A 25,725-nucleotide genomic window follows, 5' to 3' on the forward strand; every position below is an offset into this window, starting at 1 on the left:
TCCGGCCTTGCGCTTCGCTAAATGGCTCATACACTTGTCAATGCCACTCTGACCTCTGCGAGAAGGGGCTCTGCGGCCCGACAGGCCCGAGGGGGTGATGTTCGATGCGAGATGGACGCGCCACCATCGTCAATCAGCTTGTGGAGCTGGTGACGAACCTGGAGCGGGAGAACGGCGATACCGCGGCCGGGCTGCACGAGCTGATCGATAACGGCGTCGACCACGTGACCGGCGCCAAGTATGCGGGAATCACGTTGGCCGAGAAGAGCCGGTCGGTCAGCAGCGTGGCCGCCACGCATCACTACCCGATGGTTCTTGACGCGATTCAGAACAGGTACGGCGAGGGGCCGTGCCTGGCCGCGGCCTGGGAACACCACATCATGCATATCGCCGACCTGGACGCCGAACAGCGCTGGCCGCGCTACCGGCGGCATGCGCTCGAGCAGACCCCGATCCGTTCCATCCTGTCCTATGAGCTGTTCGTCGACGGCAGCAGCATGGCAGCGCTGAACTTCTACGCCGACGCTCCGCGCGCATTCGGTGGTGAGTCAGTGGAGCTGGGCACGGTGTATGCCACCCATATCGCCTTGGCCTGGACGATGATGCGCCGTCAGGACCAATTTCGCAGCGCCCTGGCCACGCTTGACATCATCGGGCAGGCCAAGGGCGTCATCATGGAGCGCTTCAACCTCGATTCCGTCGAAGCCTTCGGGCTGCTCACCCGGCTTTCGCAGCAATCCAACATCCGGCTGGTGGATGTCGCGGCCGCCCTCATCGACAGCGAACATCCCCTCAAACACCGCCGCGGTTAAAGCCATTCGCGACAGCGGTGGCAAAGCGGTTTCGACGGGTGCGAGACGGGTATCGCCCTCCCATGAAGGCTGTCACGTGGCACGGCAAACGCGATGTGCGGGTGGAATCGGTGCCCGATCCGAAGATCGAGCAATCTACCGACGCGATCATCGAAGTCACCTCGACCAATATCTGCGGGTCCGACCTGCACCTGTACGAGATTCTCGGGGCGTTCATGAACCCCGGGGACATCCTCGGGCACGAGGCCATGGGCATCGTGCGGGAGGTCGGCGGTCAAACGGGTGACCTGCGGGTGGGGGACCGGGTGGTCATCCCCTTCCAAATCTCCTGCGGCAGTTGCCATATGTGCGACCAACAGCTCTTCACCCAATGCGAGACCACCCAGGTGCGCGATCAGGGTATGGGCGCCGCCCTGTTCGGCTATTCGGAGCTCTACGGCGAAGTCCCCGGCGGACAGGCAGAGCTGCTGCGCGTCCCGCAGGCCCAGTTCACCCACATCAAAGTTCCTGTAGGACCGCCGGATTCACGCTTCGTCTACTTGTCGGACGTGCTGCCGACCGCATGGCAGGCGGTGGCCTATGCCGACGTCCCGGATGGCGGCTCGGTGACCGTGCTGGGGCTGGGTCCCATCGGGGACATGGCTGCGCGCATCGCCGATCACCTGGGCTACCGCGTCATCGCCGTCGACCTGGTGCCCGAGCGGCTCGCCCGCGCCGCGAAACGCGGTATCCACACCATCGATTCAAGTCGGCTCGAAACCCCGCTGGGTGACGTGATCCGCGACCTGACCGACGGGCGGGGAACCGATTCCGTCATCGACGCGGTGGGAATGGAGGCGCACGGCTCGCCGGCGGCCAAACTGGCACAGCAGGTTGCCGGGTTGCTGCCCGATGTGCTGGGCAAGCGGGTCATGCAAACCGCCGGCGTGGACCGCCTCAGTGCCCTGTACTCCGCCATCGACATCGTGCGGCGCGGCGGCACGATCTCGTTGAGCGGCGTGTACGGCGGGATGGCCGACCCGTTGCCGATGCTCACCCTGTTCGACAAGCAGGTGACGCTGCGGATGGGGCAGGCCAACGTGAAGCGCTGGGTCGACGACATCATGCCGCTGCTGACCGACGAAGACCCGCTCGGCGTCGACAGCTTCGCCACCCACGTGCTACCCCTCGGCGAGGCCCCGCACGCCTACGACATCTTCCAGAAGAAGCAGGACGGTGCGGTGAAGGTCATACTCAAGCCGTGATCTCCTATGCGCCAAGGCTTTCCAGTAAGTCGCGGCGCTTTCGGGCGTGACGCACAGTTTGACGGTCCGGTAAGCAGGGTATTGATTGCGCCATGACCACCGCAGACGCTGTCGCTCCCACACCCACCGGAGAGGTGTGGCCGGGCAGGGCTTACCCGCTGGGGGCGACGTACGACGGCGCGGGCACCAACTTCGCGGTGTTCAGCGAAGTGGCCGAGCGCGTCGAGTTGTGCCTGTTCGACGCCGAGGGTGTCGAGAGCCGCGTCACCCTGCCGGAGGTCGATGGCTTCATCTGGCACGCGTACATCCCCAACATCGAACCGGGCCAGCGCTACGGCTACCGCGTGCACGGGCCGTTCGACCCGGCCGCGGGGCACCGGTGCAACCCGAACAAGCTGCTGGTGGACCCGTATTCGAAAGCCATCGACGGCTCGTTCGAATGGAATCAGTCGCTGTTCAGCTACAACTTCGGCGACCCCGACAGCCGCAACGACGACGACTCGGCGGCCAGCATGCCAAAGTCGGTCGTGATCAACCCCTACTTCGACTGGGGTAACGACCGGCCGCCGGACCATCAATATGCCGACTCGGTCATCTACGAGGCGCACGTCAAGGGCCTGACCCAGACCCACCCCGACATCCCCGAGCCGCTGCGCGGCACCTACGCCGCGGTGGCGCACCCGGTGATCATCGAGCACCTCAAGGACCTCGGCATCACAGCCATCGAATTGATGCCGGTGCACCACTTCGCCAACGATTCCACCCTGGTGGACAAGGGGCTGTCGAATTACTGGGGCTACAACACGATCGGATTCTTCGCACCCGACTTCAAGTACTCCAGCGCCACCACGCCGGGCGGCCAGGTTCAAGAGTTCAAGGCCATGGTGCGCTCGCTGCACGAGGCCGGCATCGAGGTCATCCTCGACGTGGTCTACAACCACACGGCGGAGGGCAATCACCTGGGCCCAACCCTGTCGATGCGCGGCATCGACAACGCCGCCTACTACCGGCTGGTCGAGGACGACAAGCAGTACTACATGGACTACACCGGCACCGGCAACAGCCTCAACGTCGGACATCCGCACGCGCTGCAGCTGATCATGGACTCGCTACGCTACTGGGTGACCGAGATGCATGTCGACGGTTTCCGGTTCGACCTGGCCTCGACGTTGGCCCGCGAGTTCTACGACGTCGACCGCCTGGCAACGTTTTTCGAACTCGTGCAGCAGGATCCGACGGTCAGCCAGGTCAAGCTCATCGCCGAGCCGTGGGACGTGGGCCCGGGTGGTTACCAGGTGGGCAACTTCCCGCCGCAGTGGACCGAGTGGAACGGGAAATACCGCGACACCGTGCGCGACTTCTGGCGCGGCGAGCCCGCCACCCTGGACGAGTTCGCCTATCGGCTCTCCGGATCGGCGGATCTCTACGAGCACACCGCGCGGCGGCCGGTGGCGTCGATCAACTTCGTCATCGCCCACGACGGCTTCACGCTACGCGACCTGGTGTCCTACAACGAAAAGCACAACGAGGCCAACGGCGAGGACAACAACGACGGCGAGAGCCACAACCGGTCTTGGAACTGCGGAGCTGAGGGTCCCACCGACGACGAACAGGTCAACCAGCTACGCGCCCGCCAGCAGCGCAATTTTTTGACCACGCTGCTGTTGTCCCAGGGTGTGCCGATGATCTGCCATGGCGACGAACTCGGTCGTACCCAGAACGGCAACAACAACGGCTACTGCCAGGACAACGAACTCACCTGGATCGACTGGGACAGCGCCGACGCCGGGCTGCTGGAATTCACCCGGACGGTGTCGGCGCTGCGCGCCGAGCACCCGGTCTTCCGCAGGCGCCGGTTCTTCTCCGGCAAGCCCGTGGGGCGCCGCGGCCAGGACGGACTGCCGGACATCGCCTGGTTCACCCCCGAAGGCGCCGAAATGACCGACGAGGACTGGGGCGCCGGATTCGCCAAATCACTCACCGTGTTCCTCAACGGCCACGGCATCCCCGACCGCGATTCGCGGGGGCAGCGGGTGCTCGACGACTCCTTCCTGCTGTGCTTCAACGCCCACTACGAGCCGATCGAATTCACCTTGCCGCCAAAGGAATTCGGCGCTTCCTGGCAGGTTGTGGTCTTCACCGGGCCCGAAGAGGCCACACCGGCCGACGAGGTGCCCGGCGGAGGTACTTTCACCGTCGACGCGCATACCGCCGTGGTGCTGCAGGCGCCCGACGGCGGCTGACCACCTTGACACAAACCCGCCCGAACGTTACGTAACGCGCCGCCTGCCGATACGCTGTGGCTGCAGCGCGGTCGTTACAGGAGAGGGCGAATATGTCAAGGACAGTGGTCATCGGCGCCTCCAGTGGGTTGGGGCGCTGCATAGGCGTCGGTCTTGCGCAGCGCGGCGATCAGGTCGCGCTACTCGCCCGGCGCCGGGAGCGCATCGAAGCCGCGGCCAAGGACGCCGGCCCGAACGCGATCGCCGTCGAATGCGATGTCACCGACCAGGGCTCCTGCCGCTCGGCCATCGACCACGCCGCCGACGCCCTCGGCGGCATCGACAACATCGTCTACACACCCGCGGTGGGGCCGCTGGTCCGCATGGTGGACACCGACGCCGACACGTGGCGGCGCATCTTCGACACCAACGTCATCGGCGCATCGTTGGTGACGGCCGCGGCGGTGCCTTACCTCACCGCGTCGGCCGGCAAGGCAGTGTACCTGTCTTCCGACGCCGGCACCTTCGGGCCGCCGTGGCCGGGTCTGGGCGCCTACGGCGTCAGCAAGGCCGCCCTGGAGCGGCTCGTCGAAGCGTGGCGAGCCGAACACTCCGACATCGGCTTCACCAACCTGATCGTCGGGGAGTGCGCGGGCGGAGAGGGTGACGGTCAGACCGGAATGAACGAGGGCTGGGATATGGATCTCGCGATGAAAGCGGTGCCGCTGTGGTCGGCGCGCGGCTGCATGCCCGGCAAGCTGATGCCGGTCGAGGACCTCGTCGACGTCGTCCACACCATCCTGCGCACCAACTCCTCGACATCGATGCCGCTCGTGGTGGCGCGCGGGGCGCCGGCCAGCCCCGCCGCGTTCGCCGAGGCCAACCAGTCTTAACCGCGGCCGAGCTTCTCCTTGGCCAGGTCGGTGAGGAAACGCGCCGTCGACGTGGGCCGGAAGGCCAGGGCCGCCTCGGTGAGCGCGTCACGTGATGCGGTGGGCAGTTCGATGTCGGCGGCGGCGACGTTGAACTCGAGCTGCTCGACGCTGGAGGCGCCCGGAATCGCGACGACGCCCGGATAGCTGATCAACCAGGCCAGTGCCACCTGCGCCGGCTTGGCGTCCACGTCCTTGGCGACGTCGCGCAGCAGCTGCAGCAGCGGCTCGACGCGGCGCAGGTTTTCGGTGCCGAACAGCGCGTTCACCGCCCGCACGCCGCCTGGGCGGTTGTCGACGCCGTACTTGCCGCCGAGCAGGCCCTGTGCCAGCGGGCTGTAGGCGATCACGATGCGGTTCTCCCGCTCGGCGAAGGGCACCAGGTCCTTCAGCGCCTTCGGGAAGGCGAGCGAGAAGTGCACCTGGTTGCTGATCACCGGGCGCCCGAGCGCGGCGTCGGCCTTCTGCCAGCGCTGCAGCGAATAGTTCGAGACGCCGGCCGCGCCGATCTTGCCGCGCTCCAGCAGGTCGCGCATGCCCGGCATGATCACCGAATCCGGCACCACCGGGTTGGGCTGGTGAATCTGATAAAGCGGAATCCGGTCCAGCCTCAGCCGCTGCGCGCTGGCGCGGGCGCGCTGCTTGACCACGGCGGGAAAGGGCGCGACCGGCATGATCTTGCTGGCCACCGCGACGTCCGCGCGCTTGTCGCCGAGGGCTTCGCCCAGGATCCGCTCGCTCTTGCCCAGGCCGTAAACCTCGGCGGTGTCGAACAGCGTCACCCCCATGGCAAGGGCGCGGCGGACGATGTCGCCGGCTGCGCCGGCGGCGTAGCTATCTCCGTAACCCCATTCGCGCGAACCGAACTGCCAGGTGCCCAGGCCGATCCGGCTGACCCGGCCGACCCCGTCGACGTCGACAAATTTCATGGGCTCAGCGTAGTGGCGATCGCGAGCGCGGCGGAGCCGGGCGCTGCGGGTCGCCACTCATGTGGGTAGTGGCGATCGCGAGCGCGGCGGAGCCGGGCGCTGCGGGTCGCCACTCATGTGGGTAGTGGCGATCGCGAGCGCGGCAAAGCCGGGCGAACCGTAGGCTGCTCAGCCGGGGATCTTGCCGAGGATGTAGTTGGCGATGCTGACCGCGGCCGCGCGGGGCGGCCCGCTGTCCGTAGTGCCGTTGGCGGACACGCTCAGGTCGATGACGACGTTCGCCTTGGTGGCGATCGCCCGCGCCGAGCGCACCTGAATGGCCTTGGGCGTCAGATCCAGCGTGGTGATGCCGTTGCCGGCGTCGGCGGGTGTGCCCAACGACATCGGGATCGGCCGTCCGCCGGGGGCGGTCACGGTGACGGTGTAGCCGCCGCACTGGCGCCATCCCGACAGCAAGCCCGCAAGCTGGGCCTGGGCGGCGGCGGGATCGCGGAACGCCCCCACGCCCTGGATGACCTGCATCGACTTCAGCATGCTGCGCGTATCGGTGAATTGCCCGGCGTGATATCCGGCCAGCGCCCCCGGAGGGTAGGCGTCCGGGCTGCCGGCGGCGATGCTTCCCCAACACTCCGGGCGGTCGATGCTGCCGTCATCCGCGGGTCGGCCGGGGCTGTTCCAGGTCGGTCCGGCATCGAGGTTCGCATCGCCGGTGATGTTCCGCAGGGCGTCGAGCCCGGGTAGCAGCGTGGCGATGGTCTCCGGGGGGACTGTGGGCGGCGGCGGCCCGGCCGCCGTGCTGGACCCGGGAGGCGTCCGGTTCGGGGAGGTCGAACCGGAAAGCGTGGCCCACCCGGCCAGGGCGACGACCGCCAACAAAATGAATATGTACGACAGCGTCACGCCCACCAGCGCGCGGTCGCGGCCGAGTTCGCCGGTGCGGCGGATCTGCGACAGGCCGAGATGTCCCAGAATCGCCCCCGCCGGCGCGAAGAGGAATGCGAAGACCAGCGACAGCGTCGCCATGGTGTTGACCGGCGGGCGGTAGGGCGCTGGCGGCGCCGTGAAAGGCGAAGGCGCGGTGGGCAGCTCGTCGGGTAGCTCCTCGTCGGCCGGCGGGACGCGGCCGAGCGGGTCATAGCTGAGCGGGTTTTGCCAGTACGGGTCCTGCGGGTTGGTCACCCCAGTGCCTCCTTAGCGGGGAGAACCTGCCCGAAATGTAGCCGACGAGGGCGCTTGGGCAAACCCGTCACAGGCGCGGTTTGGCGATGCCGACCACGTAGGGCGCGTGCGCGAAGGTCAGGTACACCCGATGCGGCCCGACGGCCATTCCCGAGAGCTGGGCCGCCCGGGCGTCGGGAGGCAGCCCCGACCGGTAATCGATGGCGCGCAGTACCGGGATGTGACCGTCCGGAAAACCGGTGAAGCACGCCGCCTCCAGCGTCACCAGTTCGTGGTCGGTGGCCGCATAGATCCTGGTGTCGTCGGTGCCGAGTTCGCGGATCGGGGACGGTAACCGCGTGCTGGCCAGCACCTCCAATCCCTTTCCGCCGCGGCGCGAGTCGACGGCGCGCAGGGTGTCGTCGTCGCGTCCGGCCACGTAGCTGCGTGTCACCGCGGTGCCGTCGCCCGCCGAAACCGCGACGTCGAAGTCCAGTGATCCGCGTTCCGCCGCGGGCGACGATGTCCCCTGGAAATGGCGGATGCCCGACGAGCCGAACAGGTGGTAGTCCAGCTCGCGGCCGCGATTGGCGCCGTCTATGGTGTCCGCGCTCTCGCCGGTGGTCGCGGTGGGGAGCTTGCGGTAGCCGTACTGATCCACCGGCGTCACCGCCTTTCCATCCGCCGAAAGCGCAAGCAGCATCCGCAATCCCGAATCCTCGGTCAGGTAGGCCGGCGCCGGTCCGGCGTCAAAATCGTTGACCTGGCGCAGGCTTTCCAGGTCGACCTCCGCCACCTTGCCGCGCTCGGGTTGTGGCACGAACACCACCCGCTCGTCTTTTCGGCTGATTTGCAGGTTGCGCCCGGACGCCATGGGCGCGGAAAAACGCGTCTTGGCCCCTGCGCCGTGATCGCCGGCACTGACCTCGGCCAATCGGTGGTCGTCGGTGAGCGCGACCAACGCGTTCATCCGATACGACCACACCGGCTCGTGCAACGCGGCGCCTGCCTGCCAGAGTTCGACGTCGGGCGCGGCTTCCAGCGATGCTCCGGGGCGTGAACAGCCCGTGCTCAGCGCGGCCGTCGCGAGCACGCCGACGACTCCGCAGCGCAACAGAGCCCGGATGCGATGGCGAGTGCGGGAATCGATTTCGGCATCCATCGACCGCAAGCTCCTTTCGCTGTTTGTCCAGTACATACCCCGCGCGGGCGCGGCCACACTCCGTTTGACGCCCGGATTCGTCGGGTAGCCGTTGACGGAGCGCGCACAGCCTTGCGCGTCGAACCAAAGTAGATGGGAGGGACACTGTGGCAACGAACGCCATCAAGTCGCCCACCGACGTGGTCGACTTCCTCGTCAGTCAGCATGAGCAGATCAAAGCGATGTTCGCCGAGACACTGGCGGCGTCCGGAAAGGCCCGCGAGAAGGCCTTTGTCGAGCTTCGGCGGCTGCTCGCCGTCCACGAAACCGCGGAGGAGGAGATCGTGCACCCCCGCGCCAAGCGCAAGATCTCCGACGGCGCCGTCGTGGTCGACAAGCGCCTCCACGAAGAGCACGAAGCCAAGACCGTTCTGCAGAAGCTGGAAAAGCTCGACGTCGACAGCGAGGAGTTCACTCGCGAATTGACCAAGCTGCGCGACGCGGTCATCGAACACGCCGAGCACGAGGAGCACGACGAATTCGCCAAGCTGGGTGAGGAATTGAGCGGCGAGGAGCTCGAGCGCATGGGGCGCGCCGCCAAGCTCGCCGAGGCGATTGCGCCCACCCGCCCGCACCAGGGAGTGGAATCGCAGGTGGCCAATCTGGCCGCCGGACCGTTCGCGGCGATGCTCGACCGGGCCCGCGACACCATCCTCGGCAAAGGCTGACGCAGCCACCCATGGCGTGGTACCCCCTGCTCGGTGGGGGAGCGGGGGGTACCACGCCCTTCAGCGCACCATGGCCGCAACATCGAACGCACCCGGGGCCGACCGCTACCTTCCGCAGCAGCGGGACCTCGACGCGCTGCGCGACGCGGCCGAAACGTGCCACGGCTGTTCACTTTTCGAAGACGCCACCCAAACGGTGTTCGGCAACGGGAATTCCGGGGCGCCGATCATGTTGGTGGGCGAGCAACCGGGCGACCAGGAGGACCGCGCCGGCGAGCCGTTCGTAGGCCCGGCCGGGCGGTTGCTCGCCCGTGCTCTTGACGATGCCGGCGTCGACCCGGCGCTGGTCTATGAGACCAACGCCGTCAAGCACTTCAAGTTCACCCGTAAGGGCGGCAAGCGACGCATCCACCAAAAGCCCGGCCGCACCGAAGTGGTCGCGTGCCGACCATGGCTGATCGCCGAGATCGAGGCGGTGCGGCCCCAAGTCATCGTGTGCCTGGGTGCGACGGCCGCGCAGTCCTTGCTGGGCAACACCTTTCGTGTTTCCACCCAGCGTGGCCAACAACTGCGGCTGCCCGCGTCCGTCGACGTCGACCTCACACCGGAGCCGATCGTCTTTGCGACGGTGCACCCCTCGTCGGTGCTGCGCGACCGCAGCGACCGACACGATCAGGTGTACAACTCGTTCGTCGACGACCTGCGCAGCGCGGCCGCGAGCCTGGTGAGTTGACCCGCGCGGGTCAACTCTTCTTGTGCGGCAGGAACTCCTGCGCCTTGGTCTTCAGTCCGACCTTGACGAAACCCACCCGGTCTTCGTCACCGGAGAGCACCGCCGCGGTCGCCGACTTGAACTGCTCCCAGGTGGCGTGCGGGGGGATGGGCGGCATGTCCGGGTCGGTGTGGACGTCCAGCACGGTGGGGCGGTCCGCGGACAGCGCGTTGCGCCAGGCGTCCGACAGCTCCTCCGGGTCCTTGATGGTCATCGCGTTCAGGCCCAGGCTGGCCGCGAACGCGGCGAAGTCGATGTCGGGAAGGTTTTGGGACTCCGCGAATTTCGGCGCGCCGGCCATCGCCCGCATTTCCCAGGTGACCTGATTCAGGTCGTTGTTGTGCAGGATCGCGATGATCAGACGCGGATCTTTCCACTCGTTCCAGTACCGCTTGATCGTGATCAGTTCGGCCATGCCGTTCATCTGCATTGCGCCGTCCCCGCTGAACACGATGACGGGCCGGTCCGGATGGCCGAACTTGGCGCCGATGCCGTACGGAACCCCCGGGCCCATCGTGGCAAGGTTGCCCGACAGCGAGCCCCGCATGTTGCCGCGGAAGCGCAGATTGCGCGCATACCAGTTGGCCGACGAGCCGGAATCGGCTGCGACGATGGCATTGTCGGGCAACTGCGGCGACAGCTCCGAGAACAATCGCAACGGGTTGACCGGGTGAGCGCTGACCATGGCCTCCTTGTCCATGGTCTCCCACCAGCGGGCCACGGTCTTCTCGATGCCCTCGCGCCACGAGCGGTCCTCTTTGCGGCGCAGGTGTGGGATCAACGCCCGCAGTGCGGTCTTCGCGTCGGCAACCAGGTTGACCTCGAACGGGTAGCGCATGCCGATCATCCGGCCGTCGACGTCGATCTGCACCGCGCGCGCTTGACCGAATTCCGGCAGGAACTGCGTGTACGGGAAGCTCGAGCCGACGGTCAGCAGCGTGTCGCAGTCGCGCATCAACTCATAGCTCGGCCGCGTCCCCAGCAAGCCGATCGAGCCGGTGACCCAGGGCAATTCGTCCGACAACACGTCCTTGCCCAGCAACGCCTTCGCCGCGCCCGCACCGAGCAGGTCGGCGACTTCGGCGAGCTCGTCTTGGGCGCCGCGGGCGCCCGAGCCCACCAGCATGGCGACCTTCTTGCCCGCATTCAGCACATCGGCGGCGCGCGCGATGGCGGTGTCGTCCGGGGCGATTTCCGGATATTCGATGCCGAGGCTGGAGGGCACCATCTTGAACGCGTGTTCGGGCGGAGAGTATGGCAGCTCCTGGACGTCGCTGGGGATGATCAACGCCGTCGGGGCCCGCTGGGTCATCGCGATGCGGATCGCGCGGTCGAGCACGTTGGGCAATTGTTCGGGGACGGTGACCATCTGGACGTAGTCGCTGGCGACGTCCTTGAAAAGGGTCAGCAGGTCGACCTCTTGCTGGTAGTTTCCGCCCATCGCGCTGCGGTTGGTCTGGCCGACGATGGCCACCACCGGAACATGGTCGAGCTTGGCGTCGTAGAGGCCGTTGAGCAGGTGGATCGCGCCGGGGCCCGAGGTGGCGGCGCAAACTCCGACCCGGCCGGTGAATTTCGCGTAGCCCACCGCCTCGAAGGCACTCATCTCCTCGTGGCGCGACTGGATGAACTTGGGTTTGTTGTCCGCGCGTCCCCACGCCGCCAGCAGGCCGTTGATGCCGTCGCCGGGGTACCCGAATACATGTTCAACGCCCCACGCCCGCAAGCGCTCTAGCAGATAGTCGGAAACCTCTTTTTTGGACATGTTTTCGCTCCTCGGCAGACGGTCCTACTGTGCTGGCGGATGGGCGGTGTGGCTATTGTTTGAACCACCTGCGTGGCACCGTTGTCGAAACGCGAACCAGCCGCTAGCGGCCGCCGCTGACAGACGAGACCCACGCAGGCTGCCGCCGCGAGGACGGCTTGGGCACTTCCCACACGAGCCCGGTTACCCGGATTCGCCGGCGTTATTCGGCAGGTCAGGCGACTCTCAGCCAGTTTTCAGCTGGCGCGACCGCTCACGCCGATTTGGGGAGCGCCGAGGATCCACCAGCGCTGTGGCCCTTGGCCACTCGCCGGATCAACATGCGGGTGGCCTTGTCCAGGATCTCCTGGGCGACGTCGGGTTTGCGGGCGCGTTCGGCGCGGCGGGTCGCCGCCGCGATGGTCAGCCCCTGTTCGTAACCGGTGACCACGCGGGGGTCGACGTAGGATCCGCGCGCGACCGCCGGAGTGTTGCCCAGCTCCTCGGCCACCTCTTTCATCACTGCGGATTCAACGCGTTTGGCCACCCGGCGAGAGACGGCAGGGTCCGCGTCGGCGAATGCCGCGGCCGCCAGCACCGTCCCATGCCACGTCCGCAGGTCCTTCACGGTGTATTCGTCGCCGACCAGTTCCTTGAATCGCTCGTTCAGGTCGGCGGCACGAACATCGAGCCAGCCGGATGAGGTGCGGCACACCAGCAATCGCTCGGTGCGGTCGGGGCGGCGCGTCAACGCACGCACCGCGCGGACCACGTCGGGATCCTCGATTTCCACGGTGCGCCGGACTCCGCTCTTGGCGGGGAAATCGAACTCGACCGCGTCGCGACGGACCACCACATGCTCACATAACAGGGTGGACAGACCGTAGGACTCGTTCTCCTCGGCGTATTGCTCGCCGCCGGCGCGAAAGTACCCGCGATCGAGCAGCCGCAGCGCGAGCGCCAGCACCCGCTTGCGGGTCAAGCCCTTGCGCGTCAGGTCTTTGGCAATCTCGGCGCGCCACACCGGCAGCCGCGTCGACAGTTCCAGCACACGGTCGAATTTCTCCTCGGCGCGTTCCTGTTGCCAGAGGGAGTGGTACAGATACTGCCGCCGCCCGGCGGCGTCGACGCCCACGGCTTGGATGTGGCCGTTGCTGTACGGCGCAATCCACACGTTCTTCCAGGCAGGTGGGATGACCAGATCCTTGATGCGCTGCAGGGTTTCCGGGTCGGACAGCGGTTTGCCATCCGGCTGGTAATAGGCGAAGCCTTTACCGCGACGCTTGCGCGCGATACCAGGCTTGCTCAGCACGCTCCGGCGCAGCCGCATTTTCCGCCCTCCAATTCTGGTAGCTGACTGCACAATTACCCGCCGGAGAAGTTGTTCACACGGCCGAACTAGCGCCCCCACATGGCAACGACCCGCCACGGCGCTGTGGCGGGTCGTGTCGTAGCGCAATCAGCCGGCCATGAACTCGTGGTAAGCCGACTCCAGGTTCGGCGGCAGGGCGGTGACATTGCACTGCCGCTCGGTGTCGCCGATTGGCGCCAGAATGCCGCGCAGGTCGTTGTACTCCTGCGGGTGGCCGGTGAAGTAGCCGCGCAGGCTCGATTCGGCCTCCGGCCGCGGCTGCCCGTAGGCGGCCGTCACCACCTGGTTCGCGCCCGGATGCGCCGCCAGATACTGCTGGGCGGAGCCTTCCACCGAGGAAACGGTGTTGTTCACACCGGCTGGGCTGCAGTCGGGCGCTGCGGCCGCCGAGGGCGCACCGATGATGCCCATCGCCATTCCCCCGAGCAGGCAGCCGGCACCGATCTCGGCCACTTTCCGGCGCGCGACGATACTGCTGATTTTCATGATCTTGTTGTCCTTCGAAACGAAAATGGTTGTTTCTGCGAGAGGCTCCCGATCCTCGGAATCCAAAGTAGCGGAAGCCGACGGTGGCAGTATTCGCTGATGTTCGCCGACGACGAACGCTAGCGGTCGTTACCCCCTTTCCGGCGGTCGTTTGCTAAGCGAACGATTAAAGGAGCGACGAATTCTTAAGAAAACGGCCGGGGTCTTAGGAAATCGTCGGCGGGATCGTGACGGGATCGTTATTTACTGGCTGGTCCCGAAGTGCGGACTCGAGCCGTCGGCGCAATGGTGGCCGCTGGTGCCGGGGGGAGCCAGGGTCTGCAGCCACGTGTCGACGCCGGGGCCGACGACGACGGCCTGGCCGGGAGCGAGCAGCGCTCCGGCGCCCAGTGCGGCAACCGCGGGCTGCACGGTTCGCACCTGTCGGCTATCGCCCTGCCGGGCAAGGAGTTTGGATGTGAGATCGGGCAGCCGGATGGCGTCCGGGCCGGTGATGGTGCGCGGTGCGTGTAGCTGCCCCAGGGCCGCCTCGACCATCACGTCGGCGACCGTATCGGCGGCGACGGGTTGAATCAGCCAGTCCTCGACGATGACCTCGTCGGAGTTGCATGTCACCGCGTCATCGTTGGTGGCGAATTCGAACCATTGCGTCGACCTGACGATCGTGGTCGGTACCGGACCGTCGAGCATGATGTCTTTGGCCCTGCGCTTGGCTTCGTAATAGGCGAAGCCGTCGAACACGGGGTCCTCGATTCCGGCGATCGTCGACACCACCAGGCGCTGAACTCCTTGCGTGGCACACGCGCCCACGATGTTGTGGGAGGCCGCCGCCAGGGTCTGGCCGATGTCGGACCGGCCGTCGGGAGGCACCGGGTTGGACACGTCGATGGCGACGTCAACGTCCTTGAGCGCGCGCGAAAGTCCGGGCCCGTCAAACAGGTCGACGCCATGCTCACGCGATATCTCTACGATGGCGACATCGCGCGACCTCAGCCGGGCGACGATGCGGGTGCCTGCGGTGCCGGTCGCGCCGATCACGGCGATAGTGGTCAGCGCCATCACCCCCTTTCGGCCTGGCTACTACCCAGCTAAGCCTCGTTCAAACGGACGGATTCGGCGGTCGCGTCGAGGGGTCACGCGGACCGGTCGCGTTTGATGGGCCGTGCGGTGGGAACGCCCTAGGTGCCAATCGAGCGCAAGCTCAGTAATCACCGAGAGGGAGGTTGAACCCATGGGGGATGACAAGAGCGGGCCGGAGGAAGCGGTCAAGGGCACCGTGGAGGGCGTGAAGGGGAAGGTCAAAGAGGTCGGCGGGGCCGTGCTCGGGCGCGACGACTTGCACAGAGAGGGCCAGGCCCAGCAGGACAAAGCCGACGCTCAACGCGATGCGGGCAAGAAGGAAGCCGAAGCTGAGTCGGCGCGGGCGGGCGCCGACGCCGCCGAGGAGCGGCAGAAGAAGAACCAGTAGGTCACCCGCAGGGGGCTCGGTCCGATTGACGGACCGGGCCCCTTTCGCGCGTAGGGGTAGGGCGGCCGCGCCGACGAGATGCCTTCGGCCGCCGGTTGAACCGTCAGGCCCGCTGCAGATCGACCACCAGCGGACGATGGTCGGAAATGGTCATCAGGTTCGATTCCACGGCGCCCCCGCGCAGCCGGCGGTCGTCGGTCAAGATGTGGTCGAGCTGGCGATTGGGCGTGTCCGCGGGAAACGTTTGGGCGGTGGCCAACGCCCGCATGCCCGACCACCGGCGCACCGTCTTCGGGGTCATGTTCAAGTCCCCGGTGAGCAGCCTTGGTCCGGGAAAGCCGCGCAGGTCATGAGTCAGTCGGCGTAGCTGACGCCGGTTCCAGCCCGGGACGAAGGACAGGTGAGTGTTGGCCACCGTGAGCGCGCCCAGGGGCGTGCGCATCTGCGCGATGACCGCCGCGCGCGGCTCCTCGTTGACGACCATGACCCGATTGGGTCCCGGGAGGTACATCGGAAACCGCATCGGTATGCGGGGCAGCCGTAGCACCTGCCAGCTGGTGACGGGGTATCGGGACAGCAACGCGATTCCGTATGCGGCGGTTCCGGGTTGCTCGCGGCCCGTGGCGGCCATCCAGGTCGCCCCCGGCGTGCCCGAAATCGCCGCCACGAACCGGTGTTCTACGGCGCCCATGGCTTCGGCCACCGCTGCGGTCAGGTCGGCGCGCTCGGAGCGCGGTTGGTCGCAGTCGACCTCTTGCAAGCTCAGCACGTCCGGATCGAGGCGTTGTACGCAGTCACGCAGCCGCTGGAGCACCACGCCGTCACCGACCGTGCGCCCGTGCAGGATGTTGAACGTCGCCACACGCATAGGTTTCCCCTACCCACTTTTTTCCTGGTGCAGTCGCCACCGTCCCCGACGCGCGGGCTCGCTACGACACGAACCGACGGGGGCGCATCCTGATAGGAACACCCGGCGGTCGGTGCGGTCACCGAAAGACGACCTCGCCCACCGCGCGCAAGCGCGGCAGCACGCAGCCCGGCAACCTGGGCGCGGCGCCGTCGCCACTGCGCTCGAATTGGCTTCGATAACATTGCGCCGCACGCAGTTTGCGTTCCGACGCCCAACCGGGTGCGGGCACCGAATAGGCCCGGTCCCACGGCACCGATTCGTCGGCTGGAAATGCCCAGTGCCACATCCACACCGGATATTCCAACAATGTCGTCCCGGTACGCGCACACGCGGCCGAAGCCGCGAGGCCGACGGCTTCGTGGTCGGGATGGCCGTCCCCGCGCCACGTCGCCGCACACCAGGTCCCGGGTCCGGCCACGTCGAGGATTTCGGTCAGCGTCTCGGTGATACCGTCTTCGTGGTCTGCCAGCTCACCGTCGGGCAGACCCAGCATCAACGGGGGCGGGGCGTTCAAAAGGTTTGTCGCTCGGCGTAATTCGCAACGACGGATGGTCTGCCTGCGAAGCCGCTCCGACGCTGACGTGCCGGGCCGGGCGGCGCCACCGTCGCTGACGCAGACCACTCGAACGCTAACCCCGCGCGCGGTCAGCTGAGCGATTGTGGCGCCCAGTCCGAGGGTTTCGTCGTCGGGGTGAGGAGCCACGACGACCAGCCGTAAACACTCCGTGAGATCCAACGTCGGCAGGGGGCTGTCCGCGAAAGCGGCCAGCCACAACGGCGCTGGCGTGCCGCCATGGGTGAGCGATTCGGCCGCAAACCGGGTGCGGTTGCCCGCCGACGCGGTTGTCATGGCGCCCGCATCCCCTGCTGTCCCGCCAGGCGTCCGAGCTCGGCCAAATCCCGCTCCGCATGACTTTGCCGGATGTAGATGCTCAGATCGGCCACTCGTTGGGCGTGCCGGCCGTCCTGGCACAGCGGGCCGGGGCCCAGAGCGCGCCCGGTGCGCGTAATCGCTTCATCGACCGCGTGTTCCACCACCGTGCGGACTCGACGGGCGAGAAGCTGCGCTGTGCCGGCCCTGTCGAAGGGGTCGTCATCGATCTGAGTCGCGGCTGCGGACAGGATCGCATCGCCGGCGGCGAGCGCGGCGTCCACCGCGCCAAGGTGCGCGAGCGAGTACGCGTCGGCCGACTGGCTTGCGGCGCAGCGGTATAGCGGGTCGGCGACCCGCCGCGCACCACCCAGCCAGCAGGCAGCCACACCGATGGCGCCGTGCCAGAACCCGGGCCGCTCCAGATAGGCGTCGGGATCGCCCACCGCCACGGCTTGGGCATTGGTGAACTGGACCGGCCTGGTATCGCTGCCGGCCATCCCGGCGTTCCACCACGTGCTGGGCAACGCCTTGACGGTGGGGTCGATCGCGGCGACGGCGAACAGCCCGCGCGTTCCGTCGTCAAGGCGCGCGGTGACCAGCGCGTGCGTGCAGAATCCCGCGCCCGCGCACCACACCTTCGTGCCGTTCAGCGAGAACGCGCCGTCGTTGCTGGTGGCCGTCAGAACGGCGTCCGGCGCCTCGGCCGTCCACACCCCCCACAATTGGCCCGGTTCGGGCGGCTTGCCGCCCAATTCGTGAAGTATCGCTACCGCATCGACGTGCGCTTCGGCGATCCTGGCCGCCACGATGTTCTCCTCGGCCAGGCGTGCCAGACGCTGCCAGCGTTCGGCTGTGCGCCCCGATGCGGGAAAGGGCAACTCAAGTCGTCCGGACTCCAGCCAGTGCTCAACAAGGCCCGCCGTCACGCGCAATCACCCGCCGCCGTTCTCCCCAATTGTGTGAGGTAATCGGCGAATCCGTACGGGTCCCGAGCCGGGATTCGCTTCGACGTGATCACCGGCAAGTCGGTGTCACGATCTATGCGGTGGCCGACCGTGTGCGCGCCGGACCTCAGCTGACCGACCACTACGGCGGCAGCGTCATAGGCGCATGGCACGGCGGCTGACATAACCCCGAGATTTCCCAATTGGCCATAAGTTAAACGGCCGTGGCCGCCATCCCAGGTTGCTCCGGCGACGGCCCGGGTATGACCTATGCACCATGGCAACTACCGAAGCCCAGCCCGATCCACCCGCGTGCGCCACGCCGTTGCGGGAGGCGCTGCGTGGCGCGGCGGCGGCTCTCAAGGCGAACGGGCCACGTTTCGCCCTGGCCGGCAGTTATGCGTTGTGGGTTTACGGGGCACCCGAACCCCGTCACGACGTGGACTTGGTGGTAGCGGAGTCCGATGTCGAAGCGGCCGTGACCACCTTGGCCGACGCGGGGTTCGTCATCGAGCGCCCGCCAGAGGACTGGCTGTTCAAGGCCCGCAGCGCCGACACGCTCGTCGACGTCCTGCACCGGATCAACGGAGTCCCGGTCGACGCGGGCATGCTGGACCGCGCCGAACAGCAGGAGGTACTCGCCATCAGCATGCCGGTGTTGCCGCCCACTTTGGTGATCGTCCAGCAACTACGGGCGCTGCACGAGCACCACTGCGACTTCGCCAAGCTGCTGCCGGCGGTGCGCGCGGTGCGCGAACGGCTGGACTGGGAGGCGATCCGAACGATGACCAAGGACAACGACTACGCGGTCGCGCTCTTGGTGCTGGCCGAGCGGCTCGGCCTCACCAGCTAGTGATTACGCAGTTTGGCGACCAGCTTGTCTTTGGTCAGGCTTGAATAGCCGGACATACCAAGCTCTTTGGCGCGCTTCTTGAGTTCCGCCACGGTCCAGTCCTGATAAGACCCGGACTTGCCACCCTTACGCGCGACCTTCGACTTGCCCTGGGCGGCGGCCGCGTTAGAGATGCGCGCGGCCTTTTCCTTAGAATCGCCCTTTTTACGCAAATCCTGATACAGCTTTTCATTCTTGATCGACGAACGCGGCATCAGCGATCCTCCTGTCCACCATGAGACGCCCTGAACCTCGGAGTGCCCGCCCCGGGCGCGGAGAAAACCACGTCTTAGGCGGGAATCGGGTCGGTGCGCCGCTCCCAGCAACGGTGGCGGGCGAGAGCGGCGGCCAGTTCCTCGACGAAGCGGTCCGGCAACTCATCGGCAGCGGCTTTGGTGGTGATGACGGCTTGATCGTTGACGACGTCGGTGTCCTCGGCGAGGCGATTCGTGATGCCGGCCGTGCGGAGCAGGTCGACACCCGCCCCGTAGGCGCCGACCGGCTTCAGGTGTTTATAGGCCTCGGTCACGAAGTGCACCGCGTAGCCGTCGCCGGACAGGGTCTGCACCGATTGTGGCCCGCACGCCACCACGACGGCGTCATAAAGCACCGATGCCATCGTCGTGAACGATCGGTCGACGGGAAGTTCGCCGCCGGATCCGCCCTCCAACGTGCCACCGGCGACCGGTGCCAACACCTCGACCATGGCGCCGCGTTCGCCCATCTGCTCGATGAGGCGTCGCGTCCCCACCACGTCGACACCGTTGGCGGCCAGGACCGCGATTTTGCGCGAGGCAATGGTGTCGCTGACACCGATCTGGGAGAGCGCCGGCGACGGGGCCACCCGATCGTCGACGGCTTCCTCGGGAGGCTCGGGAAGACCCAGCTTCGCCGCCACCTGCGCGGCCAGCCCACCGTCGACTCGCGCGAGTTGTTCCACCACGGCCGAACGGATCTCGGGCACTTCGACCTTGCCGAGCTCGAAGGCGAACGCGGCAACGATGTGTTCGGCTTCGACCGCCGACATGCTCAGCCAGAACATCCGCGCCTGGCTGTAGTGGTTCTCAAACGACTTGGCGCGCTTGCGCATTGTCTCCCCGCCGAGTCGCTCGGTGTAGTGGCGAAAGACGTTCTCATCGGCCAGCGCCGGGCAGCCGCCGCCGATGCTGTTCTTGAAGTAGCTCGAGCGCCCCTGCGGGATCGCGTGCTGTCCGTAGCCGTCATGCTGGTTGGTTCGCACTTCGGCCACCGGCCGGTTGATCGGCAGTTGAGCGAAGTTGGGGCCGCCCAGGCGGATCAGCTGAGTGTCTAAGTAGGAGAAGTTGCGGAACTGCAGCAGCGGATCGTTCGTGAAGTCGATGCCGGGCACCACGTTTGCCGTGTGGAAGGCCACCTGCTCGGTCTCGGCGAAGAAGTTGTCCGGGTTGCGGTTCAGCACCATCTTGCCCACCGGACGAACCGGAACCTGTTCTTCGGGAATGAGTTTGGTCGCGTCGAGCAGATCGAAATCGAAGTTGAACTCGTCGGGCTCGGCGATCAGCTGCACGCCCAGCTCCCACTCCGGGTATTGCCCGGACTCGATGGCCTCCCACAGATCGCGGCGGTTGTAATCGGGATCCTTGCCGGCGATCTTTTGGCATTCGTCCCAGATCAGTGAGTGCACCCCGAGCCGAGGTTTCCAGTGGAACTTGACGAAAGTGCCTTCCCCGCTGTTGTTTACCAGCCGGAAGGTGTGCACGCCGAAGCCCTGCATCATGCGGTAGCTGCGCGGGAGCGCCCGGTCTGACATCAGCCACATGATGGTGTGGAGGGTTTCGGGCTGCAGCGACACGAAGTCCCACAATGTGTCGTGTGCGGACTGCGCCTGCGGAATCTCGTTGTGCGGCTCAGGTTTCACCGCGTGCACGAAGTCGGGGAACTTGATGCCGTCCTGAATGAAGAACACCGGAAAGTTGTTGCCCACCAGGTCGTAATTGCCTTGTTCGGTATAGAACTTGGTGGCGAAGCCGCGCACGTCGCGCACCGTGTCGGCCGATCCGCGCGACCCGGCCACCGTGGAGAATCGAACGAACACCGGCGTCTGAAGGCCAGGAGTGGTCAAGAATTTCGCCGCGGTGTGATCGGCCAGCCAGTCGTCGTACGGCTCGAAAAAGCCGTAGGCGCCGGCTCCACGTGCGTGCACGACGCGCTCCGGAATGCGCTCGTGGTCGAAGTGGGTGATCTTCTCGCGGGCGTGGAAGTCCTCCAGCAATGTCGGTCCTCGTTCACCGACCGTCAGCGAATCGTCGGTGTGGTCGACGCGAACGCCCTGCTGTGTGGTCAGGTATCCGGTGTCACGACGGAACCGCGCCGAGTCCAGATCGCGCTGTTTCGGATTTTGATCGGTGGTCATGGCTCGCCTCCTTTTCAACCATGCGGAGTACCACCGTCCGACCGGCGCAAACGGGGCGAGCGCGGCCCTATCCAGGACGGAAAGGGTTGCCTACCATCTATAGGGGTAGTCGAAAGTGGTGATTGAGACGGCTGAAGTCGGCGCCCTGCAAGGTGTGGTAGCGATCGGTGCGTCGGCGGGAGGCGTCGAAGCGCTGTCGAACCTTGCGGCCGGGTTATCGCCGGACGTGCCCTACGCCTATCTGATGGTGCTGCACATCCCCCCCGGCGCGCCTAGCATCTTGGCCCGCATCATCGACCGCAGCGGTCCGCTGCCCGCGGTCGCCGCCGAGGACGGGGCACCCCTGGAACAGGGGCGCATCTATGTCGGGGTTCCGGATCGCCATCTGCTGGTCGCCGACCATCATGTACTCCTGTCGCAGGGGCCAACCGAGAACGGGCACCGGCCTGCGATCAACGCGTTGTTCCGGTCGGTGGCCCTGAACTTCGGGCCCCGCGCGATCGGCGTGTTGCTTTCTGGCGTGCTCGATGACGGCGTGCTGGGAATGGGAGCCATCCGTTCGCGCGGCGGCACCACCATCGCGCAGGCGCCCGAGGGCGCATTGTTCCCGGCGATGCCCACCACCGCCGCGCGGGCCGGCGTGGTGGATCGGCAGGCCGCGGCGGCCGATATCGGCGCGGTCCTCAAAGAGCTGTCGCACCGAGAGATAAAGGATTTTGACATGGAGCGCGACGCCGCCATGGAGCTCGAGAACCGCATCGCCATGATGTCGCGGTTCGCGACCGACTTCGACACCGAAAAGTTGGGGGTCCCTTCGGGTTATACCTGCCCCGACTGCAGCGGCTCGCTGATCTCCATCAGTGAGGCCAACTTTCGCTGCCACGTGGGCCACGCGTGGACGGCCGAGGCGCTGCTCGGCGCTCGGGACGCCGAGCTCGAGGGGGCGCTGTGGATCGCGGTGCGCAGCCTGCAGGAAAAGGCCAAGCTAGCCCGCGACATGGCCGGCAAAGCCGAAACCGGTCCATTGCACCGGCGCTACACGGCCATTGCGGCCGAGACCGAACGCGCCCTGACACTGCTGAGCGACCGGCTGTCGACCGCTGCCCAGCAGGAGGGCGAAACCGGATGAGTAACGATCGACCGGCGGTCCGGATCGAGCTGGAAACCTCACCAGACCTACCGCTTTTGACCGTCGAGGGCGTGCTGGACAGCTATACCTACCGGACCGTTCGCGACGCCGTCATCAAGGCCGCGATCGACGAGCCCCGCGCGGTGATCGTCGACGTCAACCGTCTGCGCGCGCCATCGGCTTCCGCATGGACGGTGTTCACCAGCGCCCGCTGGCACGTCAGCATCTGGCCCGACGTGCCGATCCTGCTCGTGTGCGGCGAGCCGCGGGTGCGGCGGGAGATCACCAACGCCGGTGTTACTCGCTATGTGCCGATACATGCCAGCCTGGAGCTCGCCCAAGACGCCCTGCAGGACCGGTCGCTTCAGGTCCGGCGGCGGGCGCGCGCCAGCCTCGCGCGAAATATCAGCAGCCTCGAGGTTGCGCGCAGTGTGATGGCCGAATGGCTCGCCCAGTGGGACATCAGCGAGGTGATTCCGGTCGCTGCCACGCTGGCCACCGTCTTCGTCGAAAACGTCCTCGACCACACCGAGAGCGCACCGGTCTTGATTGTCGAGAGCTTTCAAGACACGGTCACCGTCGCTGTGGAGGACAACAGTTCCCACCTGCCCGGGCGCCATGAAGATGCCGACCTCGGGGCGGATATCGTCTCTGGGCTGGCCATCGTCGCCGCGCTCTGCCGGGTATGGGGTGCGACCCCGACCTCGTCGGGCAAAACGGTCTGGGCATTGATCGGTCGGGAAAACCACTTCTGACGTCGCGAGTAGTGTTCAAATCCTTCGGTACACCCCTATCGACGGGACTTGGATGGAATCCACGACTGACGAGGCGTTCGAAGCCCTGTTGCGTTATATGCGGGATTCGCGCGGATTCGATTTCACCGGTTACAAGCGCACCTCTTTGATGCGCCGCGTCCGGCACCGGATGGACCAGGCGGGCTACACCGCGTTCGATGAGTACCTCGACTTCCTGCAGGCCAGCTCCGACGAATTCACCGCGCTCTTCAACACCATCCTGATCAACGTCACCTCGTTTTTCCGCGACCCCGAGGCTTGGGAATTCGTCAGCACCGAGGTCATCCCACGGCTGCTGGCCGAGCGTGGTCCCGACGACCCGATTCGGGTGTGGAGCGCCGGGTGCGCCTCGGGGCAGGAGGCCTACACGCTGGCCATGCTGCTCGCCGAGGCGCTGGGACCCGAAGGTTTCCGGCAGCGGGTCAAGATCTATGCCACCGACGTCGACGAGGATGCACTCAGCGAGGCGCGCATCGCCTCCTACGACGCCAAGGCGGTCGAGTCCGTACCCGCGGATCTGTTGGGGCGCTACTTCGAACATGTCAACGGCCGCTACGTGTTTCACAAGGACCTGCGGCGCGCGGTGATCTTCGTGCGTAACGACCTGGTCAAGGACGCCCCGATATCCCGGGTCGATCTGTTGGTGTGCCGCAACAGCCTGATGTATCTCAATGCGGAGACGCAGCGAAACGTGTTGGGGCGTCTGCATTTTGCCCTTGCACCGCAGGGCACGTTGTTTCTCGGGCATGCCGAGATGCTGCTCAGTCACGGAGACAGGTTCACACCGCTGAACCTCAAGCACCGCATCTTCCGCAAGGCGGCCGGAACCCACGGCGGCGTGGATCGCTACGATCCGAATGCGGCGTTCTACGAACGCAACGTCGACCTGGCGGGGTTGACGACCGTGCGCGACTTGGCCTTTCGTGCCAGCCCGGTGGCCCAGATCGTGGTCACCGGCGAAGACACCGTCGCGATGATCAACCAGCAGGCCGAGTCCATCTTCGGGCTGTCGGCCCGCGACATCGGCCGGCTGCTGCGTGACCTCGAGGTGTCCTACCGTCCGGTCGAGCTGCGCGCGTACCTGGAGCAGGCCAAAGTGGAGCGGCGCTCCGCGCGAATCCAGGACGTCAAATGGCAGCGCCCGGGCACCGAAACGGTGTGGTTCGAGATCCACGTCAATCCACTGGTCGACGCCGAGAACGGTCTGCTCGGTGTGTCGATCGTGTTCTTCGACGTCACCGCGACCCGTGCGCTGCTGGACAAGGTCGTCCAGACCAACCGCCAGCTGGAGGCCGCCTACGAGGAGCTGCAGTCCACCAACGAGGAACTCGAAACGACCAACGAGGAACTGCAGTCCACCGTTGAGGAACTCGAGACCACGAACGAGGAATTGCAGTCCACCAACGAAGAACTCGAGACCATGAACGAGGAGCTGCAGTCCACCAACGACGAACTGCACACCATCAACGACATGCTGCGCGAGCGCAGCCTGGAACTCGACGAAGCCAAGCATTTCCAGGACTCGCTGATCGACTCGGTGCAGATGGGCATGGTGGTGGTCGACCGCGAGATGAAGGTGATCTTGTGGAACCGCGGCTGTGAGGAGCTTTGGGGATTGCGCGCAGATGAGACGACGGGGAACGGGCTGACAAATCTGGACATCGGCCTACCGCTCGACGCTGTGCGGCCGCTGATCGGCAACGCTTTCGTCGACCCGGAGAGCTCCGGCGAAGTCGTGGTGGAGGCGGTCAACCGGCGTGGCCGCCCGGCGACCGTGCGCATCACCTGCACGTCGTTTCGTTCGATCGAGGGGACGGTCGGCGGTGCGCTGTTGCTGATGGAGGTGGTGGGTTAGTCGCCCGCGGTCCAGTGGCCCGCTGGTTTGGCAGGCCACCGGGTGGATGCCTCCTCGGCTGCCTGATGAGCCAGCTGAGCCCGGGAACGTGACTCCTGGACCCTGCGTCGCGCCATGGCCACCGTCTCCCGCGTGGCGCCGAATCCCACTGTCAGCTCCTCGCGGCGGCGTTGCAGCTCGGCCGCGCGCAGCCGGGCGAGCTCGCCCCGGGCGGCGGCGCTATTGGTCGCAAACGTCGGAGGCAGCCGATCGAGAACGTCGTAGGTGGTGAGGGTGGCATCGGGTCGGTCTTCGGGAGTCGGTGCCGACGATTCTCGCCGGGGGGGCAGCGCCGCACCTCCGACAATGTCGGTGAGAACGCCGGAGATCTCGTCGACGTCCAAGACCAGATCGGCGCCGGCGCGGGCGGCAGCGATCGGCATTGACGGGTACTGCGCCGTCTCCGGGCTTTGGGCGATGACGACGGCACCGGCCAGCTTCATCGCGACGGTGCCCGCCGCGCCGTCATGTCCGGAACCCGACAGCACCACCGCGACGCTGCGCGGGCCGAACGAGCCGGCGACCGACGCCAGCAGCACGTCGAACACCAGCGCCTGATGCTTCTGGGCAGTCTGCAGGCGGCAGCGGCCGTCGGAGTCGAGTTGCAGCAGTATCGCCGGTGGGCAGACGACCACCTGTCCGGACCGCAGCACCATTCCGTCCTGCGCCCAGCCGATCGCACGTCCCGTGTGGCGGTGCAGGATCGTGGTCAGCAGGCTGTGGTGACCGCCCAAGTGTTGTTGCACGACGACCGCGGCGGGAAAGTCGGAGGGCAAACCTCGCAATACGGTCGACAGCGGCTCCAGACCGCCTGCCGACGCCAGCAGGACCACCAGCTCGACGCCTCGGCCATGCTCGTCAGTCGTCACCTCTCAAGTCTCCTCCTTG

Annotated in this window: 24 protein-coding genes; 11 read left to right on the top strand and 13 right to left on the bottom strand. The window is 66.5% G+C overall.

The features are described from left to right. Nucleotides 1–104 precede the first annotated feature (104 nt). The 4 genes from AC5Y4T_RS22045 (at nt 105) to AC5Y4T_RS22060 (ending at nt 5,171) form a co-directional block, all read left to right on the top strand. Nucleotides 105–812 (top strand): GAF and ANTAR domain-containing protein, encoded by a 708-nt coding sequence (locus tag AC5Y4T_RS22045; protein ID WP_499955362.1) that lies wholly within the window; start codon nt 105–107, stop codon nt 810–812. A gap of 62 nt (nt 813–874) precedes the next feature. After that, nucleotides 875–2,056: a zinc-dependent alcohol dehydrogenase gene (locus AC5Y4T_RS22050; protein ID WP_499955364.1), complete on the top strand. Its 1,182-nt coding sequence runs from the start codon at nt 875–877 to the stop codon at nt 2,054–2,056. A gap of 92 nt (nt 2,057–2,148) precedes the next feature. Then, nucleotides 2,149–4,299: a glycogen debranching protein GlgX gene (glgX, locus tag AC5Y4T_RS22055; RefSeq protein ID WP_499955366.1), complete on the top strand. Its 2,151-nt coding sequence runs from the start codon at nt 2,149–2,151 to the stop codon at nt 4,297–4,299. A 104-nt stretch (nt 4,300–4,403) separates the two neighbouring features. Further along, on the top strand, nt 4,404–5,171 hold the full coding sequence (locus AC5Y4T_RS22060) for an SDR family oxidoreductase (RefSeq protein WP_499955428.1): 768 nt from the start codon (nt 4,404–4,406) through the stop codon (nt 5,169–5,171). Here the strand turns inward: AC5Y4T_RS22060 and AC5Y4T_RS22065 are convergent. From AC5Y4T_RS22065 to AC5Y4T_RS22075, 3 genes are all read right to left on the bottom strand, one after another. Beyond that, complete coding sequence (locus tag AC5Y4T_RS22065; protein WP_499955368.1) at nt 5,168–6,139, bottom strand: aldo/keto reductase; 972 nt, start codon at nt 6,137–6,139, stop codon at nt 5,168–5,170. The two genes, AC5Y4T_RS22060 and AC5Y4T_RS22065, sit on opposite strands and share 4 nt — an antisense overlap. A 168-nt stretch (nt 6,140–6,307) precedes the next feature. Then, nucleotides 6,308–7,318, bottom strand: a complete 1,011-nt coding sequence (locus tag AC5Y4T_RS22070) for a sensor domain-containing protein (RefSeq protein ID WP_499955370.1) — start codon at nt 7,316–7,318, stop codon at nt 6,308–6,310. Nucleotides 7,319–7,385: 67 nt separating this feature from the next. Beyond that, entirely contained in the window at nt 7,386–8,459 is a 1,074-nt protein-coding gene (locus AC5Y4T_RS22075) for a hypothetical protein (protein WP_499955372.1), read from the bottom strand. A gap of 146 nt (nt 8,460–8,605) precedes the next feature. On the opposite strand from AC5Y4T_RS22075, the gene AC5Y4T_RS22080 reads away from it, so the two are divergent. Continuing rightward, nucleotides 8,606–9,166, top strand: a complete 561-nt coding sequence (locus tag AC5Y4T_RS22080; protein WP_499955374.1) for a hemerythrin domain-containing protein — start codon at nt 8,606–8,608, stop codon at nt 9,164–9,166. A gap of 70 nt (nt 9,167–9,236) precedes the next feature. Further along, nucleotides 9,237–9,899 (top strand): UdgX family uracil-DNA binding protein, encoded by a 663-nt coding sequence (locus AC5Y4T_RS22085; RefSeq protein ID WP_499955376.1) that lies wholly within the window; start codon nt 9,237–9,239, stop codon nt 9,897–9,899. 10 nt (nt 9,900–9,909) lie between these two features. Here the strand turns inward: AC5Y4T_RS22085 and AC5Y4T_RS22090 are convergent, their stop codons facing one another. The 4 genes from AC5Y4T_RS22090 to AC5Y4T_RS22105 form a co-directional block, all read right to left on the bottom strand. Continuing rightward, complete coding sequence (locus AC5Y4T_RS22090; protein WP_499921899.1) at nt 9,910–11,703, bottom strand: thiamine pyrophosphate-requiring protein; 1,794 nt, start codon at nt 11,701–11,703, stop codon at nt 9,910–9,912. Between the two features lie 253 nt (nt 11,704–11,956). Next, nucleotides 11,957–13,012 (bottom strand): DNA topoisomerase IB, encoded by a 1,056-nt coding sequence (locus AC5Y4T_RS22095; RefSeq protein ID WP_499921900.1) that lies wholly within the window; start codon nt 13,010–13,012, stop codon nt 11,957–11,959. Between the two features lie 129 nt (nt 13,013–13,141). Further along, nucleotides 13,142–13,540 (bottom strand): heme-binding protein, encoded by a 399-nt coding sequence (locus tag AC5Y4T_RS22100; RefSeq protein ID WP_499955430.1) that lies wholly within the window; start codon nt 13,538–13,540, stop codon nt 13,142–13,144. A gap of 243 nt (nt 13,541–13,783) precedes the next feature. Next, on the bottom strand, nt 13,784–14,602 hold the full coding sequence (locus AC5Y4T_RS22105) for an SDR family oxidoreductase (protein ID WP_499955378.1): 819 nt from the start codon (nt 14,600–14,602) through the stop codon (nt 13,784–13,786). A 169-nt stretch (nt 14,603–14,771) separates the two neighbouring features. On the opposite strand from AC5Y4T_RS22105, the gene mbp1 reads away from it, so the two are divergent. After that, the gene (gene mbp1, locus AC5Y4T_RS22110) at nt 14,772–15,008 is read left to right on the top strand and encodes a microaggregate-binding protein 1 (protein ID WP_499921904.1); all 237 of its coding nucleotides are present in this window, start codon (nt 14,772–14,774) and stop codon (nt 15,006–15,008) included. A gap of 103 nt (nt 15,009–15,111) precedes the next feature. Here the strand turns inward: mbp1 and AC5Y4T_RS22115 are convergent, their stop codons facing one another. The 3 genes from AC5Y4T_RS22115 to AC5Y4T_RS22125 form a co-directional block, all read right to left on the bottom strand. Beyond that, nucleotides 15,112–15,876: an endonuclease/exonuclease/phosphatase family protein gene (locus AC5Y4T_RS22115; protein WP_499955380.1), complete on the bottom strand. Its 765-nt coding sequence runs from the start codon at nt 15,874–15,876 to the stop codon at nt 15,112–15,114. Between the two features lie 118 nt (nt 15,877–15,994). Further along, complete coding sequence (locus AC5Y4T_RS22120) at nt 15,995–16,768, bottom strand: PIG-L deacetylase family protein (RefSeq protein WP_499955382.1); 774 nt, start codon at nt 16,766–16,768, stop codon at nt 15,995–15,997. Then, nucleotides 16,765–17,718, bottom strand: a complete 954-nt coding sequence (locus AC5Y4T_RS22125; protein ID WP_499921910.1) for an acyl-CoA dehydrogenase family protein — start codon at nt 17,716–17,718, stop codon at nt 16,765–16,767. The genes AC5Y4T_RS22120 and AC5Y4T_RS22125 overlap by 4 nt, the downstream gene beginning before the upstream one ends. A 295-nt stretch (nt 17,719–18,013) precedes the next feature. Here AC5Y4T_RS22125 and AC5Y4T_RS22130 point away from each other — a divergent pair, with 295 nt between their 5' ends. Then, nucleotides 18,014–18,589, top strand: a complete 576-nt coding sequence (locus AC5Y4T_RS22130; RefSeq protein ID WP_499955384.1) for a nucleotidyltransferase family protein — start codon at nt 18,014–18,016, stop codon at nt 18,587–18,589. Here the strand turns inward: AC5Y4T_RS22130 and AC5Y4T_RS22135 are convergent. Next, on the bottom strand, nt 18,586–18,843 hold the full coding sequence (locus tag AC5Y4T_RS22135; protein WP_499921913.1) for a DUF7218 family protein: 258 nt from the start codon (nt 18,841–18,843) through the stop codon (nt 18,586–18,588). The two genes, AC5Y4T_RS22130 and AC5Y4T_RS22135, sit on opposite strands and share 4 nt — an antisense overlap. A gap of 74 nt (nt 18,844–18,917) precedes the next feature. After that, nucleotides 18,918–21,020 carry a catalase gene (locus AC5Y4T_RS22140; RefSeq protein WP_499955386.1) on the bottom strand — a complete coding sequence of 701 codons (2,103 nt, stop codon included), beginning with the start codon at nt 21,018–21,020 and terminating at the stop codon, nt 18,918–18,920. Nucleotides 21,021–21,135: 115 nt separating this feature from the next. Here AC5Y4T_RS22140 and AC5Y4T_RS22145 point away from each other — a divergent pair, with 115 nt between their 5' ends. The 3 genes from AC5Y4T_RS22145 to AC5Y4T_RS22155 are packed head-to-tail and all read left to right on the top strand — an operon-like array spanning nt 21,136 to nt 24,798. Next, nucleotides 21,136–22,149, top strand: coding sequence for a chemotaxis protein CheB (locus AC5Y4T_RS22145; RefSeq protein WP_499955388.1), 1,014 nt, complete (start codon nt 21,136–21,138; stop codon nt 22,147–22,149). Next, entirely contained in the window at nt 22,146–22,904 is a 759-nt protein-coding gene (locus AC5Y4T_RS22150; RefSeq protein ID WP_499955390.1) for an STAS domain-containing protein, read from the top strand. Before AC5Y4T_RS22145 ends, AC5Y4T_RS22150 begins: the two co-directional genes overlap by 4 nt. Nucleotides 22,905–22,956: 52 nt before the next feature. Beyond that, nucleotides 22,957–24,798: a CheR family methyltransferase gene (locus AC5Y4T_RS22155; protein WP_499955392.1), complete on the top strand. Its 1,842-nt coding sequence runs from the start codon at nt 22,957–22,959 to the stop codon at nt 24,796–24,798. On the opposite strand, the gene AC5Y4T_RS22160 is transcribed toward AC5Y4T_RS22155, so the two are convergent. Next, nucleotides 24,795–25,706 carry a chemotaxis protein CheB gene (locus AC5Y4T_RS22160; protein ID WP_499955394.1) on the bottom strand — a complete coding sequence of 304 codons (912 nt, stop codon included), beginning with the start codon at nt 25,704–25,706 and terminating at the stop codon, nt 24,795–24,797. The genes AC5Y4T_RS22155 and AC5Y4T_RS22160 overlap by 4 nt on opposite strands. Nucleotides 25,707–25,725: the final 19 nt, after the last annotated feature.

The organism is Mycobacterium sp. NGS11, from assembly GCF_059813315.1.

Excerpts from the sequence above, each read along its gene's own strand:
- AC5Y4T_RS22100 (WP_499955430.1), bottom strand. The coding sequence starts at position 13,540 with ATGAAAATCAGCAGTATCGTCGCGCGCCGGAAAGTGGCCGAGATCGGT.
- AC5Y4T_RS22140 (WP_499955386.1), bottom strand. The coding sequence starts at position 21,020 with ATGACCACCGATCAAAATCCGAAACAGCGCGATCTGGACTCGGCGCGG.
- AC5Y4T_RS22050 (WP_499955364.1), top strand. The coding sequence starts at position 875 with ATGAAGGCTGTCACGTGGCACGGCAAACGCGATGTGCGGGTGGAATCG.
- AC5Y4T_RS22085 (WP_499955376.1), top strand. The coding sequence starts at position 9,237 with ATGGCCGCAACATCGAACGCACCCGGGGCCGACCGCTACCTTCCGCAG.
- AC5Y4T_RS22095 (WP_499921900.1), bottom strand. The coding sequence starts at position 13,012 with ATGCGGCTGCGCCGGAGCGTGCTGAGCAAGCCTGGTATCGCGCGCAAG.
- AC5Y4T_RS22090 (WP_499921899.1), bottom strand. The coding sequence starts at position 11,703 with ATGTCCAAAAAAGAGGTTTCCGACTATCTGCTAGAGCGCTTGCGGGCG.
- AC5Y4T_RS22115 (WP_499955380.1), bottom strand. The coding sequence starts at position 15,876 with ATGCGTGTGGCGACGTTCAACATCCTGCACGGGCGCACGGTCGGTGAC.
- AC5Y4T_RS22045 (WP_499955362.1), top strand. The coding sequence starts at position 105 with ATGCGAGATGGACGCGCCACCATCGTCAATCAGCTTGTGGAGCTGGTG.
- AC5Y4T_RS22075 (WP_499955372.1), bottom strand. The coding sequence starts at position 8,459 with ATGGATGCCGAAATCGATTCCCGCACTCGCCATCGCATCCGGGCTCTG.
- glgX (WP_499955366.1), top strand. The coding sequence starts at position 2,149 with ATGACCACCGCAGACGCTGTCGCTCCCACACCCACCGGAGAGGTGTGG.
- AC5Y4T_RS22130 (WP_499955384.1), top strand. The coding sequence starts at position 18,014 with ATGGCAACTACCGAAGCCCAGCCCGATCCACCCGCGTGCGCCACGCCG.
- mbp1 (WP_499921904.1), top strand. The coding sequence starts at position 14,772 with ATGGGGGATGACAAGAGCGGGCCGGAGGAAGCGGTCAAGGGCACCGTG.
- AC5Y4T_RS22120 (WP_499955382.1), bottom strand. The coding sequence starts at position 16,768 with ATGACAACCGCGTCGGCGGGCAACCGCACCCGGTTTGCGGCCGAATCG.
- AC5Y4T_RS22150 (WP_499955390.1), top strand. The coding sequence starts at position 22,146 with ATGAGTAACGATCGACCGGCGGTCCGGATCGAGCTGGAAACCTCACCA.
- AC5Y4T_RS22135 (WP_499921913.1), bottom strand. The coding sequence starts at position 18,843 with ATGCCGCGTTCGTCGATCAAGAATGAAAAGCTGTATCAGGATTTGCGT.
- AC5Y4T_RS22065 (WP_499955368.1), bottom strand. The coding sequence starts at position 6,139 with ATGAAATTTGTCGACGTCGACGGGGTCGGCCGGGTCAGCCGGATCGGC.
- AC5Y4T_RS22155 (WP_499955392.1), top strand. The coding sequence starts at position 22,957 with ATGGAATCCACGACTGACGAGGCGTTCGAAGCCCTGTTGCGTTATATG.